This window comes from Microtetraspora niveoalba, from assembly GCF_001570405.1.
In the GTDB taxonomy this organism is placed as follows: domain Bacteria; phylum Actinomycetota; class Actinomycetes; order Streptosporangiales; family Streptosporangiaceae; genus Microtetraspora; species Microtetraspora niveoalba.
The window spans coordinates 23,000-38,840 of the sequence record NZ_BBYM01000013.1 but is presented as its reverse complement, the minus strand read 5'-3'; the positions used below and the strand labels follow the sequence as shown (position 1 = coordinate 38,840).

Below are 15,841 nucleotides of genomic sequence, written 5' to 3'. Positions count from 1 at the left end.
ACCGGCCGCACATCGGGGGACTGTCGCGGACCACGCATTGAAACGATTCGATGGAAGGACCCCCGCGTGAGACGACTCGCTCTCCTCGCCCTTCTCCTCCCGCTGGTCGCGCCCGCGCAACCGGCCTTCGCCCAGGCGGCCGCTCCGGCCTGCCCGGTCAGGGTCGACCCCGCCGCGTTCGCCTCCGAGGCCCGCCTGAGCACCCTGGCCGAGCGGCAGCAGGCGTTCGGCCCCAGGCCCACCGGCTCCACCGCGCACGCCGACTACGTCGACTGGCTGGAGGACGAGATGGCGGCCGTCCCCGGCCTCCAGCTCTCCTCCCTGCCCTACGCCATCGACCGCTGGGACGACCTCGGCACCGGCCTGACCGTCGGCGGTACGGCCGTGCAGGTCGCGGCCCCCGTGCCGTTCTCCTCCTCCACCGGCGCGGGCGGCGTCTCGGCGCCGCTCGTCCACCTGGCCGCGGGCACGAACATCACCGCGGCCAACGCCGCCGGGAAGATCGTCGTCAGGGACCTGCCGTGGACCAGTGTGCCCAACCTGCTGTTCTATCCGCTCGGTGGCCTCGGCTACTCCATGTACGACCCGGGCCTCACGATCAATCTGCTCGGCTCGGAGTCGATGGAGGCCCCGGCCGCGGCCGACGCCGACCTCAAGGCGGCCGCCGCCGCGGGCGCGGTGGGCGTGATCGAGGTCAGCCGGCTCCCGCACGCGCAGATCCAGGGCATGTACGCGCCGTACGAGGGCCTGCCGTACGGCGTGCCGGGCGCGTACGTCGGCGCCGACCAGGGCAAGCAGATCAAGGACGCGCTGGCCGCCGGGCAGCCGGTCCAGGCCGCGCTGACCGTGAACGCCGCCTGGACGCCGACGACGACCCGCACCCTGCTCGCGACGCTTCCCGGCGGGAGCGCCCAGAAGATCGTCGTGGAGAGCCACACCGACGGCATGAGCCCGGTGTGGGACAACGGCCCGCTCACCATGATCGAGATGGCCCGCTACCTGTCGTCGCTGCCGGTGGAGTGCCGTCCGCGCACCGTGCAGTTCGCGTTCGTGACCGGCCACCTCTACCAGCACCTGACCGGCCCCGACGTCCGCGAGGGCGGCGCGGGTCAGCTCGCCGCCCAGCTCGACGCCGAGTACGACCAGGGCGGGGTCTCCTCCGTCGTCGTGCTCGAGCACCTCGGCGCCAAGCGCTATGACGCGGTCGCCCGGCCGAACGGCCTGCCGGGCAAGCAACTCGTCGCCAACGCCACCCTCACCGAACTGCTGATGGTCCCCGTCAGCGAGAGCACGCCACTGCGCGAACTGGTCAAGGGCCACATCCAGTACTGGGACGTGAGGCGCACCGCGATCCTCAAGGGCCTGTCGGCGGCCGACCTCGCCACGGTGCCGCACCATTGCGGCTTCGGCGGCGAGGGCACGCCGTACAACCAGCACCTGCTGCCCGTCATCGCGCCCATCGCCGCGCCCAAGACGCTGTTCTCGCCGCGGTTCGGCACCGAGGCGATCGACCTGCCGGCGATGCGCAAGGCGTCGCTCGCCTTCACCGACGTCGTGCTCGACCTCGGCCCGATGGCCCAGTCGGACGTCGCGGGCGACGTGACCACCATGCGCCAGCAGCGCGCCTCCGGCACGCCGGGGTGTGCGTGAGCATCGACAGGAGGGCGCTCGTGCGTCGGCACACCATCGCCGACGCCGGGTGCCCGCTCACCGTCGGCAACGGGGAGTTCGCCTTCACCGCCGACGCCACCGGGCTGCAGACCTTCGCGCCGCTGGGCACGCAGGCGCAGTGGGGCTGGCACACGATGCCCAACCCCAAGGGCCACGTGCTGGAGGACGCGCTCACCGACTACGACGGCGTCGGCTATCCGGACCTGTATCCGGCCACCGAGGCCGGCGGCTGGCTGCACGTGAACCCGCACCGCCTGCATCTCGGTCGGATCGGCCTCGACGTCGACGAGGCCGCCCCGCTCGGCCGGTCGGCGCAGACCCTCGACCTGTGGACCGGCACGCTGTCCAGCTCCTTCGAGCTGGGCGGCCTGCCGTACGAGGTGGAGACGGTCTGTCACCCCGAGCGGGACCTGCTGGCCATCCGCGTCGTGGGCGGCGCGGGGATCAGGATCGCCTTCCCCTACGCCAGCGACGGCTGGCACACCACCGCCGACTGGGACAAACCCGACAGGCACACCACCACGCACACGCTCACGCGCACGCCGTACGGCTCGCGCTGCGACTTCACCCGCGTCCTGGACGCGGACCGATACCACGTGGCCGCCGAGTGGGCGGGGCCGGCCCGGCTCACGTCGCCCGGCGGTCACGTGTACCTGATCCAGGGCGACGAGCTGGAGCTCGTCGTCGAGTTCGCACGCCACCCCGTCGGCGCCGCCCTCCCGTCCTTCTCCCAGGTCCGTACGGCTGCCGCCGCCCACTGGGAGAGGTTCTGGACGAGCGGGGGAGCGGTGAGCTTCGACGGCAGCACCGACCCGCGAGCGCCCGAGCTCGAACGCCGGGTCGTGCTCTCGCAGTACCTCACCGCGGTCAACTGCGCGGGCTCCACCCCGCCCCAGGAGACCGGGCTGGCCGTCAACTCCTGGAGCGGCAAGTTCCACCTGGAGATGCACTGGTGGCACGCCGCCCACTTCGCCCTGTGGGGCAGGCCCGAGCTGCTGGAGCGGAGCCTGCCGTGGTACCGCTCGATCCTGCCGCGGGCCAGGGCCACGGCCGCCCGGCAGGGTTTCCGCGGCGCCCGCTGGCCCAAGCAGGTGGGGCCGGAGGGCAGGGAGAGCCCGAGTGAGATCGGCGCCTTCATCGTCTGGCAGCAGCCGCACCTGATCTACTTCGCCGAGCTGCTCCGCCGGGTCCGCCCGGGGGCGCTGGAGGACTACCGGGACCTGGTGTTCGAGACGGCCGAGTTCATGGCCTCCTTCGCGGGCGGCGGGCATCTGGGGCCGCCGCTGGTCCCGGCGCAGGAGTCCTACTACGAGTCCAGGCGGTCGGTGCGCGATCCCACGTTCGAGCTGGCCTACTGGTGGTGGGGGCTGGAGACGGCCCAGCGGTGGCGGGGCCTGCTCGGCCGGGGCCCCGACCCGGAGTGGGCGCGGGTCCTGCACGGCCTGGCCCGGCCGCTGGTGCGCGACGGCGTCTACGCGGCCGTCGGCGTCGAGCCGTACACGATCAGGACCGACCATCCCTCGATGACCGGCGCGCTCGGGTTCGTGCCGCCCACCCCGCTGATCGACCCCGAGACCATGCGGGCCACCCTGCACGACGTGCTCGCCGACTGGGACCTGGAGAGCACCTGGGGCTGGGACTATCCGATGCTCGCCATGTGCGCGGCCAGGCTCGGCGAGCCCGACACCGCCGTGGACGCGCTGCTGATGGACGCCCCGAAGAACACCTACCTGGCCAGCGGCCACAACCACCAGTGGCCCGGCCTGCTGCCCCTCTACCTGCCGGGCAACGGCGGCCTGCTGGCCGCCGTGGCCCACATGGCGGCGGAGGAGTGCTTCCCCGAAGGCTGGCTGGTTCAGGCGGAAGGGGTGGTCGCGTTGCCGTGATCGGGGCCGGCGAGCAGGGCGACCGTGTAGTGGTAGAGGTCGCCGGCCGACGACGTCAGAGTGGCGACGCGGCCCTCACGCACCTCCGAGGCGATGAACTCGGTGATCCCGTAGACGATCAGGCGGGGCACCGCGGCACGCAGCGGCGGCAGCGAGGGATCGTCCAGCCTGGCCCGCGCGGCCAGCGCCCCCAACATGTCGAGGAAGGGCCGGTAGGCGGCGTCACGCTGCTCGACGGCCCGCTCACCCGCCCTCGGCAACTCCACGAAGTACGCCTGCGCGTACTCCGGGCGCTCCTGCCACCACCCCAGGTAGGCGGCCATCCCCAGCCGGAGCGCCTCGCGCCAGCGGTCGCCCGCCCCCGACGCGGCCGTGTGGATCGAGTCGATCATCTCGGGCAGGTCGCGCTCGCATCCGGCGAGGAAGCACGCCTCCTTGTCGGCGAACTGGGCGTAGAAGGCGTTGCGCGAGACCCGCGCGGCGGCGATCACGTCCGGCACGCTCGTGGCGGCGTATCCACGCCGCGCGACGAGCCTCAGCATGGCCTCCACGAGGCGGCCTCGCTGGGAGTCGCGCACCGTGTCGGGGGAGAGTCCGTGCCGCCCCCTGGGGAGTGGCCGGGCCGCCGGAACTTCCTTCTGTTCATGTCTTGACATCGCTCACCGATCGTACTTCCCTCTATTTGGAGACGTTCACGTCTCCAAATATCCCCCCACGAGGTGACCATGGAGAACTTCACCCGCCGGCAGGCGTTGCGGGCAGGGGCGCTCGGCCTCATGTCGGCCGGATTCCTGTCGTGGACCACCGAGGCCGACGCCGCCTCCACCATCGAGACGATCTACAAGGCGGCGGGTCCGTGGCCGGTCGCCACCGGCACCTCGGGCGGCCACCGGCTCTACTACCCGCAGACCCTGGGCTCGGGCGGCGTCACCCACCCGATCGTCACCTGGGGAAACGGCTCGTGGGCCACCCCCGACAACTATCCGGGACTGCTCAACCACCTCGCCTCGTGGGGCTTCGCGGTGGTGGCCTCCACCGACACGACCACGGGCACCGGCGCCGAGATCCTCGCCGCCGCCCAGCACCTCGTCGACCTCGACACCGACCCCGCCAGCGTCTTCCACGGCAAGCTGAACACCGCCCAGGTCGCCGCCGTCGGCCACTCCCAGGGCGCGGGCGGATCCATCAACGCGGCCAACCACTCCGCCGGGCTGATCAAGACCGTCGTGCCGATCGCCGTGCCCGCGCAGTGGATGGCCGGCCCAGGGGACGAGTTCTCCGTCGCCGACCTGACCTGCCCGGTGCTCTTCCTCAGCGGCGCGAACGACTGGCTGATCTCCTCGGCCGCGACCGTGCAGGGCTACTACGACCAGGCCACCGCCGGAGCGGGCAGGGCGCTGCTCAAGGGCGCGGGGCACAACGACATCCAGAACACCGGCGGGGCCTTCCTCGGCTACGTGACCGCCTGGCTGAGGTACCGCCTCCAGGCCGACACCCAGGCCCGCGGGGCGTTCGCCGGCGGCACCCCCGAACTCCCCACCAACACCGCCTGGCAGAACCAGGCCCTCAAGAACCTCACCTAGGAGAACCACCATGGCGGATCTGACGCGGCGTGGGCTACTCGCCGCCGGCGCGCTCACCCTGCTCGCCGGATGCGGCAGGGACCAGCCCCGGCAGCAGGCCGCGGACGGCAGGCCGCACGGCGAGGTCACCGTCTGGCTGCACGGCTCGCAGGACACCGGCCAGCAGTTCCAGGAGCTCGTGCACCGCTACATCGCCGAGTTCAAGGTCGACGTGAAGCTGCTCTACCTGCCCGTGGGCCAGCTCGACGCCAAACTGCTGACCGCCTTCAGCGGCGGCGCCCCGCCCGACGTCTTCAAGATCGGCCACTGGAGCTTCCCCGCGCACGCCAAGAAGAAGCGGCTCGCGCCCGTCGACACCAAGGCGCTCCCGCTGCAGAACTACGAGCCGGGCACGACCACCCCGCTCACCTACCAGGACGTGCCCTACGGCGTGCCCATCGACTTCAACCCCTGCATGCTCTACTACCGCAAGGACCGGTTCGAGGAGGCCGGGCTCGACCCCGACAAGCCCCCGGCGACCTGGGAGGAGGTCGCCGAGTACAGCGCCAAGCTCACCTCCAAGGACGGCAGGCGGGTCGGCCTGCAGTGGCTCTACGGCGACCCGCAGTGGGCCCTCATGATGCTGACCGCCCTCGTCCAGGGCAAGGGCGGCGAGCTCGTCACGGCGGGCGGCACGAAGGCGTCGCTGGCCACCGAGCAGGGCCGGGGCGCCCTGACGTACATGTCGGGGATCGGCAACCCCAAGCTCTCCAACCCGCTGGGCGCGCTCGGCCTGTTCTACTCCGGCGAGGCCGCCATGGTCGTCAGCGGCGCCTTCCTCGGCCCCGCGCTGGAGAAGCTGGGCAAGGACACGCTCACCTTCGGCGAGCAGTACGGCGTCGCGCCCATGCCCACCTGGGCCGGCGGCCCGCCCGTCGTCCCCGCCTACACCTGGGGCTGGGGCGTGGCCGAGGACTCGCCCAACCAGTTCACCGCCTGGCACCTCGTCAACTACCTGCAGGGCGCCCCGTCGGTGGCCGCCAACCTCGACAACGGCATCATCATCCCGACCAGGGGCTGGCGCGACGCCGGGCCGCGCGGCAAGTCCGAGATCATGAAGATCGTCGCCGACAGCCTTCCGCATGTCGACTTCGGCCCGATCATCCCCGGCACCCTCGAACTGGCGAAGGCCGCGGCCGGCGCCGTCGACTCCGTCGCCCACGGCAAGGCGACCCCCGCCGAGGCCGCGGCGACCTTCGACTCCACCGTGCGACTGGTCCTGTGAGCGTGCTCGGCAGGGTCAGAGCCCGGCCCCAGGCCACGGCGGGCGTGCTCGGCAGGGGCAGAGCCCGGCCCGAGGCCACGGCGGGTGTGGCGCTGACCCTCCCGGTGGCCGTCTTCTTCGTCGTGTTCTGGCTCGTCCCCTTCCTGGCCGCCATCTATCTCAGCTTCACCGACTACGAGATGGCAGGGACGCCCAACTGGATCGGCCTCGCCAACTACGAGCGCATGTTCGCCGACCCCGGCTTCCTCAACTCGGCGTGGATCACCGTCGTCTACACGGTCTGCACGGTCGTCCCGACGATCGTGCTGGCCCTGCTGGTGGCCGTGCCGCTGAGCAGGCCGGGACGGCTCAACCGCGGGCTCAGAGCGCTCGTCATGATTCCGGCCGTGATGCCGCTCGCCGCGACGTCCATGGTCTGGGTGATCATCTACTCCGACCGCGGCCTGGCCAACACCCTCCTCGGCCTGGTCGGGATCGATCCGCAGTCCTGGCTGACCAGCTCCGACCTGGCCATCTGGGCCCTGGTCGTGATGGTCGTCTGGAAGAGCATGGGCCTGTTCGTGATCATCCTGACCGCCGGGCTGCAGGCGCTGCCCGGCGAGGTGTACGAGGCCGCCGCCATCGACGGTTCAGGGGCGGTGACCACGTTCACCCGGCCCACGCTCCCGCTGCTGCGCCGGACCCTGCTGTTCGTCCTGGTCATCTCGGTGGCCGGATCGATGCAGGCGTTCGTACCCGCCTTCCTGCTCACCGGCGGCGGGCCCGCCGACGCCACCCAGGTGCTGCCGTACTACATCTGGGCCAACGCCTTCCCTTACGAGCACATGGGCTACGCAGCCGCGATGGGCATGGTGCTGCTCGCCGCCATGGTGATCGTCTCGGCGCTGCAGTTCGGGTTCCTGAAGGGAGGCGACGAATGAGAGCGGGAACGATCCTGCGCACCGTCTGGCTGATCGTCGCGGTCGGGTTCATGCTGCTGCCGGTCTACGCCATGCTCGTCGTCGCCTCGGCACCCGACGACACCGACCTGCGCGGGCTGGTCTTCAACGGCTTCCACCTGCCCGAGAACATCAGGGTGCTGTTCGGCGAGGGCAACCTGCCCACCTACCTGCGCAACAGCCTCATCCTGTGCGTCGGCACCGGCGCCCTGGACGTGCTCTTCTCGGCCGCCGCCGGATACGCGATGGCCCAGTTGTCCTTCCCGGGCCGCCGCGTCCTGTTCGCGCTGGTGATCGGCACGCTCGCGCTCACCCCGATGGTCCTGGTCATCCCCGTCTTCCTCATCGTGAAGGAACTCGGCTGGGTCAACACCTTCCAGGGCATGATGGTGCCCGGCATGATCAGCGCGTTCGGCGTCTTCCTGGTGCGGCAGTTCGCCCTCGGCATCCCGAAGGAGCTGCTGCTGGCCGCGCGGGCCGACGGCGCGGGGGAGTTCCGCATCTTCGCGCGCATCGCCGTGCCGCTGCTCAAGCCCGCGCTCATCACCCTGTTCCTCGTGCATTTCCTGGGACAGTGGGACAACCTGCTGTGGCCGCTGATCGTGGCCAACGAGCAGGAGCTGTGGCCGTTGCCGGTGGGGCTGGCCAACTTCCAGAGCGAGGTCGGCTTCACCTATCACCTGACCACCACCGCGGCACTGGTCACCGCCGTGCCGCCGTTCATCCTGATGGTGGCGCTGCAGCGCTACTACGTGGCGGGGCTCACCTTCGGAGGGCTGAAACGGTGATCCCGGACATGATCCCCGACGCCGCGCGGATGATGGAGTGGATCGAGACGGTCACCTCGCGGGGAATCAGGCGTCCCGGCTACCCGGCCGACGACTGGACCGCCGCGTGGGCCGCCGAGCGCTTCACCGAGTTCGGGCTCCACGACGTACGGCTGGCGCCGGTCGAGCTGCCCGTCTGGCGGCCGGTGACGGCGGCCCTGGTGGTGCGCCTGGACGCCGACCCGTCGAGAGTCGTACGGGTGGCGGCGTCCGCCCTGCCGTACACCACGCCGAAGGCGACCGTGAGCGGGTCGGTCGGCCGCGAGGTCGTGCCGGGCGCGATCGTCGTGCCCGAGTACACCTTCACCGAGCTGCCGCAGTCCTACCTCAGGGACCTGGCGACGGCCGTGCACGACCCCGAGGGCGTCTTCGACGAGCTGGTCCAGACGCTGCCGTTCCAGCTCGACTACCTCGACGTCATCCAGGGCGTCATGGACGGCGGCGCCGCCGCCTTCGCGGGGGCGCTGACCGGGGTGCCGTGGGAGACGCGCGACTACTACGTGCCCTACGACGCCGTGCACCGCGACCTCCCGGCCGTCTGGCTGTCGGGCGGCGACTCGCGGCGGGTGCTCGACCTGGTCGACGAGGGCCCCTGCACGGGCACGCTCACCGTCGAGTCGGAGACGGGCCCGGCCGTCTCGCACAACGTGATCGGCACGCTCCCCGGTCGCTCCGACCAGTGGGTGATCATCGGCTCGCACCACGACGCGCCCTGGGCCTCGGCCGTCGAGGACGCCTCGGGGATCGCGCTGGTGCTGGCCGCCGCCCGGTACTGGGCGGGCGTGCCCGAGCGGGACCGGCCGCACAACCTGATCTTCCTGCTGACCGCGGGTCACATGGCGCACGCCGCCGGCACCCGGGCCTTCATCGAGGAGAACCGCGGTCTGCTGGGCGACGTCGTGCTCCAGCTCCACCTGGAGCACGCCGCCCAGCGGTGCGTGGTCGTGGACGGCGAGCTGGTGCCCACCGGCGACCCCGAACCCGGCTGGTGGTTCACCACCAGGAAGCCGGAGCTGGAGAGCCTGGTGGCGGCGGCCCTCGTCGCGGAGGACCTGAGACGCTCGTTCGTGCTGCCGCCGGACGTGTTCTCCCCGATGCCGCCCACCGACGGGGCCTTCTTCCACCCCGAAGGGGTGCCGCTCGTGCACTTCCTGTCGGCTCCCATGTACCTGTTCGACTCGGCCGACACCGTCGACAAGGTGTACGAGGCCGGCCTCGAGCCGCTCACCCGGGCGGCGATCAGAATCGTCGAAGGGACGGCCGGATGGCGCCGGGCATGATCGTGCGAACCACCGCCGGGCTGGTCGAGGGCAGGGCCGAGGAGGGCGTGCTCGCCTTCCTCGGCGTGCCGTACGCCGCCCCGCCCTTCGGCGAGCACCGCTTCGGCGCGCCCGTCCCGCCACCCGCGTGGGACGGCGTACGGCCCGCCGTCACGCGCGGCCCTGCCGCCCCGCAGGCGGCCGGTGAGGACATCGGCCTGTACGCGCCCGACGTCTTCGAGGTCGGCGAGGACTGCCTCAACCTCGACGTGCGCACCCCTGAGACCGGCCCGGCCGGGCTGCCCGTCCTGGTCTGGATCCACGGCGGCGCGTTCTCCATCGGCGGCAACGGGGCGGCCTGGCACCAGGGCACCCGCTTCGCCCGCGACGGCGTGGTCTGCGTGGCCGTCAACTACCGGCTCGGCTTCGAGGGCTTCCTGGCCCTGGAGGACGCCCCGCTCAACCGGGGCGTCCTCGACTGGCTGGCCGCGCTGGAATGGGTACGCGACAACATCGCGGCCTTCGGCGGCGACCCCGGCAACGTGACGATCGCCGGGCAGTCGGCGGGCGGCGCCGCCGTCGCCACCCTGCTGACGATGCCGCGCGCCGAAGGGCTGTTCCGGCGCGCGATCGTGATGAGCGGTTCGGCCAACCTGGTCGCCACCGAGCAGGAGGCGGGCGACTACGCCAAGACGCTCGCCGGCCGGCTGGGGATCGACCCGACCAGGTCCTCCTTCGCCGGGCTGTCCCCGGAGGCGCTCGTCGCCGAACAGCCGCCGCCGCTGACCGGCGACTCCGGCGGGCTGAACGAGTCGGTGCCGGTCAAGCCGGTCGTCGACGGCGACCTGATCCCGGCCGTCCCGCTGGCCGCCCTGCGCGCAGGTGCGAGCGGGCACCTTCCACTGCTGGTCGGCTGCACCTCACAGGAGGCCGACGTGTTCGTCCGCCGCCTGGTCGCCGACCTCGACGAGCCCGCCGCGCAGGCCGTGCTCGACCACCTCGGCGTCCAGGTCGACGAACCCGGCCTCACACCCGCCGAGCGTGTCGGACGCGCCTTCACCCAGCACCTGTTCACCCGCGAGACGCGCTGGATCCGCGAGGCCAGGCCCGCCTACGCCTACGAGTTCCGGTGGGAGTCGCCCGTCGAGAGCCCGGTCGGCGGCGGACGCGTGGGCGCGGTGCACAACCTCGACCTGCCCTTCGTCTTCGACGTGCTCGACGCGCCCGGCGTCGAACGCACCGCGGGGCCGGGCGCGCCGCAGGCCGTGGCCGACGCGATGCACGCCGCCTGGGTGCGCTTCGCCCGCACCGGCGATCCCGGCTGGACACTCGGGCACACCATGGTCTTCGGTGAACCCACCGACCGGAGATTGTGAAACGCGGTCCTACTCGAGCGCTCGACGATGACGAGGACGGCGCTGCCTGAGCACCGGCGTGTCAGCCGTCGAGGGCTTGCGCTATGCGGTCGAAGTCTTCCAGGAGGGCGGCCAGACGATGGCCGGGGAGGGCGCGGGTGATGCGGGCCTCGATGGCATAGACGGATTCCTGCGCGGCCCGGAGCAGGCGCCGGCCTTCGGCCGTGAGGACGGTGGGGCGGGCGCGGCCGGTTTCGACGGTGCCGGGACGGTCGATGAGTCCGGCATCCTCCAGGCCGCGCATGACGACGTTCATCGACTGGCGGGTGACGAAAGTGGCGCGGGCGAGGTCGGCGTTGGACATGCCGGGCCGTGCGGCAAGCACTTCGAGGCACGCGTACTGCGGCACGGTCAGGCCGTGCTCCCGCAGTGCTTTGTCCATGGCGCCGCGCAGGGCGGCGTGCGCGCGTTTGAGCCGGTATCCCACGTGGTCGAGCACGTCCTCGGCCGGGTGCGGTGGCTCCACGGGCATCCTGTTCTCCATTACGTCCTGACCGCCCACGGAGCCTGACCGCGAGGCCGCCGCCGGACGCGTACCGGACGGAGGGCAAGCGGGCGGGGCCGAGGCGGCGCGCGTGAACCATTGCCCATATGGGAAGCGTCTTATGATCATGACGCGTGCGCGCTGGGTCCTGCTCATCACGGCTGTCGCCGTTCTGGTCTTGGCGGGGCTGCTGTGGTGGATCACGACTGAGGGCGACCGGCAGCTCGACAGGCACATACGGCAGGGTCTTGAAGGTTATGAGCAGGCGTTCGCGAGAGACGGCGCGGGGGCCACTCCGACATCTCTACCTCTGCGGCGGGATGGGTACGGCCCCCTTCTCGGCGCTCCGTCCGTCAGCAAAGTGACGGTTCACCGGGACGGACGGACGCTCACCGCCGAGTTCACCGGGGGGAAGACCACCGGGCCTTGCGGCGCGGACTACACCGCGCGAGCCGTCGAGTCTACGCATGCGGCCCTGATCGTGGTGGAGGAGCATCCACACGAGAGGGGAAGTAGCTGGGATTGCCTGGATGTGGGATACCGCAGGCGGGCGATCGTACGGCTCGGCCGTCCCCTGGGCGAGCGTGCGGTGCTGGAGGCCATGCGCGGGATGCCCGTTCCTGTCGATCTCATGAGATGACGCGGGGAACGGGCGTAGCGCCGCCTCGCGGCCCTGCGAGCACAGTTCGGCAAGGCAATCGGTGCCAGGTCAGACCCCGGTGATCGTGCTGCGGCGTTCGATGAGGACGACGTCGCGCCAGCGGTCGTAGTGGCGGCCGAGGTGACGGCGGGTGCCGACGACGCGGAAGCCGGCCTTTTCGTGGAGCCGAAGGCTGGCGGTGTTCTCGGGGAAGATCCCGGACTGGATGGTCCAGACGCCCTCGGTCTCGGTGGACTGGATCAGGGCGTTCAACAGCGCGATCCCGACTCCGCGGCCGTGGTGGTCCGGATGGACGTAGACGGAGTGCTCGACCACTCCGGCGTAGACGCATCGATCGGAGACGGCGCTCGCGGCCACCCAGCCGATTACCTGCCCGGTGGAGGTGTCGACGGCGACATGCCGGTGGAGGCGCAGCTTCGCGGTGTCGAACGTGTGCCAGGTCGGGGCGGTCGTCTCGAAGCTGGCGTTTCCGGCGTCAAGACCGGTTTGGTAGATGTCGAGAACCTGCGCGGCGTCGGTCTCGTGCATGGGGCGGATGGTGACGCCGGCCAGGGCCTCGGGCTCGGCATGGTGGGACATGGCTCCTCCGGTCAGCAGGGCGAGGAATCGGGCGACATTCCAGGTGGAGGCATCCAACTCGGTCTGGGGTAGGCCGAGCCGGCCGGGTGGCCACGGTGAGGTGAAACCAGCCGAGACCGGCGAAGGCGAGGACCTGGAACACGCTGTTGAGTGCGACCAGGACGGCGGCGGCCTCCCGATCACCGCAGGCCGGGTCTTTCCAGATCACGACCATGGCGATGCATCGGGCCGAGCCGACAATGATCAGGCCTGTGCGGTAGGCGGGCAAGTCCGGCAGGAAGATCCAGGCCCGCAGCGGGACGTGCGCCGGTCATGCCGTCTCCGCCACGCGGGGCCCCAGGACCACCGAAAGGCGCTCCAGCATGCCCGGGTTGATCCAGTAGTAGACCCAGGTGCCCCGGCGCTCGGAGTCGATGAGACCCGCCTGCTTGAGCACCTTGAGGTGGTGGCTGATCGTCGGCGGGGTCAGGTCGAACGCCACCGTCAAGTCGCACACGCACGCCTCGCCGTCCTCGTGGCAGGCGATCAGCGACAGCAGGCGCAGCCGTACCGGGTCGGCGATCGCCTTGAACAGCGGCGCCAGCTCGGCGGCCTCGCTCTCCGAGAGCGGCTCGCACAGCAACGGCGCGCAGCACGCCGCGTCTGCCACGTTCACACCTGCATCGATGATCGGTAGCTGTTGCTTCGACATAGCTCTAATTTGACAGAGATCTATATGTGGAGGCAAGCTGAGCTCATCTGCTACTTAGACAGGCGTCTAATCAGGAGGATGCGATGGGCCGTCGGCTTTCTGCCCTGATCCGCGGGAACACCCGCCGGACTCGCCCGCCACGCGGTGTCGTGACGTTCAACGATGTCACCGGTGAGGTCTGCGACTCCGCCTGCCGTAGCGACGCCCACCTCGATCGGGCCCGTACTTCTGCTCTCGCGGCCGGCCTCGGCCGCCTTTGATCCAGCCCACCCGCCAGGCCCGTCTCGCCATCAGGAGGAACGCCATGTCCCGTGTCCAGCTCGCTCTCCGGGTCGCCGACCTGGAAGGCTCCGTCGCCTTCTACTCCAAGCTGTTCGGTGTCGAGCCCGCCAAGCGGCGGCCCGGCTACGCCAACTTCGCCATCGCGGAGCCCCCGCTCAAGCTGGTCCTCCTCGAAGGCGAGGCGGGCGAGCCGACCCGGATGGACCACCTCGGCGTCGAAGCCGAGGACACCGCCCAGGTCAACGCCGCCACCGAGCGTCTGAAGGAGGCCGGGCTGGCGACCTTCGAGGAGAACGACACCACCTGCTGCTACGCGCTCCAGGACAAGGTCTGGGTCCACGGCCCCGGCAACGAGCCTTGGGAGGTCTACGTGGTCAAGGCCGACGCCGGCGCTTTGACCAAGCAGGAGGAGTCGGTCTGCTGCGCCACCGGCGAGTCCGCAGACGACGCCGTGCCCATGGCCACGTCCACCTGCTGTTAGTCCCCGGAGTCCGGCGGTCACGTTCGCGTGATCGCCGGACGCCTCTTTCGGGCCCGGAACGAACCAGAACCGTGACCCTGGCTGCTGTCCCTGGACTAGGAACCGCGGAGACGACCGACAAGCTGGTTGCGACTGCGCACGCCGACCTTCGCGAAGATCGATTTGAGGTAGTCCTGAATGGTGTACGCCGACAGATGCAACCGGTCGGCGATCTCGGCGGTGGAACGGCCCGTGAGGACCTCCTCGCACACCTCTCGCTCCCGCGCGGTCAGGGCGTAGGAGGCCAGCATGATGCCGATCACCTCGTCGGCGGGCACCGGTTCGACGGTGATGAGCACCCGCTCGCCCGACGAGTCCAGGTCCACCAACCACGCGGCGCGGAGCACGACCCAGGTCCCCGAGATGTCACGCATGCGGGCGTACGCCGTGCCTGTAGGGGAACCGGACAGCGTGGCGGCCACCGCGTGCAGTGCGACGTCGAGCCAGCCGGGGCGTGTCGCCTGCCAGGCCTCCAGCCATTCGATGGCGGCGGGCGTGGCGCCCTTGAACTCGCCACCGGCACCGAGCACGATCACGACCGGACCGCCGGAGCCCGCACTGGTGCCGGGCATCCTGCTCCTGTTCGCCGTCCGCAGCGCTATGCCGATCAGCGGAGCGACCGAGGCCAGGAAGTCTGCTTCGGCTGTGGAGAAGTCGGGTCCGCCAGGGCCGCGCATCAGGCCGGCGATCCCCCAGCAGGCACCGTCGCTGACGAAGGACGCGCGCAGGTCGAAGGCCACCCCGATGGACTTGTAGAGCTCGTTGAAGCGCCGACTGCGCACGACCTCGCCGAACGGCAGGTCGGAGAGCCGGGAGATGGGGACCTGGCTCCGCGCCAGGTCGGCGAAGCTGTTGCCCTCAGAAGGGCCGTACTCGATCTCGGCGAACAGCGCCTCCTGCTGTTTCGAGGGGTTGAGGTCGACCGTCACCGAACCGGTGGGCAGCATGCTCTGCGGGTCCACAGCCGCCCAGCAGGTGGCGTCGTACGGCACGACCTGGCCGACCACGTCGATCGCCTCCTGCTGGACGTCGGCCGCGCTCAGGCCGGCCGACGCGAGGGCGGATAAGGCGCGCCTGGCCTCGCGGGCCCGTGCCTGGTTCACCATGGCCCCAGTATCGAAGAGTCCCCCGCCGGCCACCATCCCAGTTTCCTGGGGATGCCGGCCAGGCGAGATCACCCTTCGCCTGGGATGGAGCGCAACCGCGCCCGGTTCTTACCGTGAGAGCGCAATCCAGGAGCACCGGGGACCGCAACCCCGGTGCCACAGAAGGAGATTCGATGTCCCAGCAGATCCACCACAGCCTTGCCGGCGAGGGCAGGGAGCTGTTCACGGTCGACAGCACCGCGACGGTGAAGGTCGGCGCGGAGCACACCAATGGTGAGTACGAGTTGTTCGAGATCGACGGCGAGCGAGGTAGCTTCGTCCCGCCGCACCGGCACCCCTGGCCCGAGTCGTACTACATGCTGCACGGCAGGATGTCGGTTCAGGTGGGCTCCAAGCGGTACGAGATGGGCCCCGGCGAGTCGATCACGGTCCCCACTGGTGCCGTGCACACCATCGAGGTGCGCAGCAAGGCCGCGAAGTTCCTGGCTTTCAGCCTGACCGACGGCACCGGAAAGCTCTTCGCCGACCTCGACGCGAACGTTCCCACCGGGCGCGCGATGGAGGAACTGGCTCCGCTCATCACCGAGATCGCTGAGCGGAACCGGACCACCTTCATCGGCCGTCCCGCGCAGTAACCCTCTCGTTCAGGCCGGCCGAGGGAGGCCCCGGTCAGGG

16 protein-coding genes and 1 pseudogene are annotated in these 15,841 nt (G+C 70.8%); 11 read left to right on the top strand and 6 right to left on the bottom strand.

Annotation, left to right across the window (positions count from 1 at the left end; all coding sequences use genetic code 11):
- Nucleotides 1-66: 66 nt before the first annotated feature.
- Both AWQ70_RS13455 and AWQ70_RS13450 read left to right on the top strand, forming a co-directional pair.
- On the top strand, nt 67-1,650 hold the full coding sequence (locus tag AWQ70_RS13455; RefSeq protein ID WP_067175129.1) for a hypothetical protein: 1,584 nt from the start codon (nt 67-69) through the stop codon (nt 1,648-1,650).
- Nucleotides 1,651-1,670: 20 nt separating this feature from the next.
- A complete protein-coding gene (locus AWQ70_RS13450) occupies nt 1,671-3,557 on the top strand; it encodes a hypothetical protein (protein WP_067175127.1) in 1,887 nt (628 codons plus the stop codon).
- Here AWQ70_RS13450 and AWQ70_RS13445 read toward each other — a convergent pair.
- Complete coding sequence (locus tag AWQ70_RS13445) at nt 3,527-4,213, bottom strand: TetR/AcrR family transcriptional regulator (RefSeq protein WP_084516967.1); 687 nt, start codon at nt 4,211-4,213, stop codon at nt 3,527-3,529. The genes AWQ70_RS13450 and AWQ70_RS13445 overlap by 31 nt on opposite strands.
- 69 nt (nt 4,214-4,282) lie before the next feature.
- Here AWQ70_RS13445 and AWQ70_RS13440 point away from each other — a divergent pair, with 69 nt between their 5' ends.
- Genes AWQ70_RS13440 through AWQ70_RS13415 form a run of 6 tightly spaced genes read left to right on the top strand, consistent with a single transcriptional unit; the run spans nt 4,283 to nt 10,804 of the window.
- Nucleotides 4,283-5,140, top strand: coding sequence for a poly(ethylene terephthalate) hydrolase family protein (locus AWQ70_RS13440; protein WP_067175121.1), 858 nt, complete (start codon nt 4,283-4,285; stop codon nt 5,138-5,140).
- A 10-nt stretch (nt 5,141-5,150) separates the two neighbouring features.
- Nucleotides 5,151-6,404, top strand: a complete 1,254-nt coding sequence (locus AWQ70_RS13435; protein WP_067175118.1) for an ABC transporter substrate-binding protein — start codon at nt 5,151-5,153, stop codon at nt 6,402-6,404.
- The gene (locus AWQ70_RS13430; protein WP_157530051.1) at nt 6,401-7,324 is read left to right on the top strand and encodes a carbohydrate ABC transporter permease; all 924 of its coding nucleotides are present in this window, start codon (nt 6,401-6,403) and stop codon (nt 7,322-7,324) included. Before AWQ70_RS13435 ends, AWQ70_RS13430 begins: the two co-directional genes overlap by 4 nt.
- On the top strand, nt 7,321-8,130 hold the full coding sequence (locus AWQ70_RS13425; RefSeq protein WP_067175115.1) for a carbohydrate ABC transporter permease: 810 nt from the start codon (nt 7,321-7,323) through the stop codon (nt 8,128-8,130). The genes AWQ70_RS13430 and AWQ70_RS13425 overlap by 4 nt, the downstream gene beginning before the upstream one ends.
- An 8-nt stretch (nt 8,131-8,138) precedes the next feature.
- Complete coding sequence (locus AWQ70_RS13420; protein ID WP_067175502.1) at nt 8,139-9,449, top strand: M28 family metallopeptidase; 1,311 nt, start codon at nt 8,139-8,141, stop codon at nt 9,447-9,449.
- Entirely contained in the window at nt 9,446-10,804 is a 1,359-nt protein-coding gene (locus AWQ70_RS13415; protein WP_067175499.1) for a carboxylesterase/lipase family protein, read from the top strand. Before AWQ70_RS13420 ends, AWQ70_RS13415 begins: the two co-directional genes overlap by 4 nt.
- Before the next feature lie 61 nt (nt 10,805-10,865).
- On the opposite strand, the gene AWQ70_RS13410 is transcribed toward AWQ70_RS13415, so the two are convergent.
- Nucleotides 10,866-11,315 (bottom strand): MarR family winged helix-turn-helix transcriptional regulator, encoded by a 450-nt coding sequence (locus AWQ70_RS13410; RefSeq protein ID WP_218004520.1) that lies wholly within the window; start codon nt 11,313-11,315, stop codon nt 10,866-10,868.
- A 133-nt stretch (nt 11,316-11,448) separates the two neighbouring features.
- Between AWQ70_RS13410 and AWQ70_RS13405 the strand changes: the two genes are divergently transcribed.
- The gene (locus tag AWQ70_RS13405; protein ID WP_067175108.1) at nt 11,449-11,967 is read left to right on the top strand and encodes a hypothetical protein; all 519 of its coding nucleotides are present in this window, start codon (nt 11,449-11,451) and stop codon (nt 11,965-11,967) included.
- 69 nt (nt 11,968-12,036) lie between these two features.
- On the opposite strand, the gene AWQ70_RS13400 is transcribed toward AWQ70_RS13405, so the two are convergent.
- The 3 genes and pseudogenes from AWQ70_RS13400 to AWQ70_RS13395 form a co-directional block, all read right to left on the bottom strand.
- Nucleotides 12,037-12,567 carry a GNAT family N-acetyltransferase gene (locus AWQ70_RS13400; protein WP_084517013.1) on the bottom strand — a complete coding sequence of 177 codons (531 nt, stop codon included), beginning with the start codon at nt 12,565-12,567 and terminating at the stop codon, nt 12,037-12,039.
- Between the two features lie 6 nt (nt 12,568-12,573).
- Nucleotides 12,574-12,877, bottom strand: a pseudogene (locus tag AWQ70_RS37570) (ACR3 family arsenite efflux transporter); the annotation flags it as partial.
- On the bottom strand, nt 12,878-13,258 hold the full coding sequence (locus AWQ70_RS13395; RefSeq protein WP_067175102.1) for an ArsR/SmtB family transcription factor: 381 nt from the start codon (nt 13,256-13,258) through the stop codon (nt 12,878-12,880).
- Between the two features lie 304 nt (nt 13,259-13,562).
- Here AWQ70_RS13395 and AWQ70_RS13390 point away from each other — a divergent pair, with 304 nt between their 5' ends.
- On the top strand, nt 13,563-14,021 hold the full coding sequence (locus AWQ70_RS13390) for an ArsI/CadI family heavy metal resistance metalloenzyme (RefSeq protein ID WP_067175099.1): 459 nt from the start codon (nt 13,563-13,565) through the stop codon (nt 14,019-14,021).
- Between the two features lie 95 nt (nt 14,022-14,116).
- Here AWQ70_RS13390 and AWQ70_RS13385 read toward each other — a convergent pair whose 3' ends face one another.
- Nucleotides 14,117-15,166, bottom strand: coding sequence for a helix-turn-helix transcriptional regulator (locus AWQ70_RS13385; RefSeq protein ID WP_067175096.1), 1,050 nt, complete (start codon nt 15,164-15,166; stop codon nt 14,117-14,119).
- 173 nt (nt 15,167-15,339) lie between these two features.
- Here AWQ70_RS13385 and AWQ70_RS13380 point away from each other — a divergent pair, with 173 nt between their 5' ends.
- On the top strand, nt 15,340-15,801 hold the full coding sequence (locus AWQ70_RS13380) for a cupin domain-containing protein (protein ID WP_067175093.1): 462 nt from the start codon (nt 15,340-15,342) through the stop codon (nt 15,799-15,801).
- The last annotated feature ends 40 nt before the right edge of the window (nt 15,802-15,841 follow it).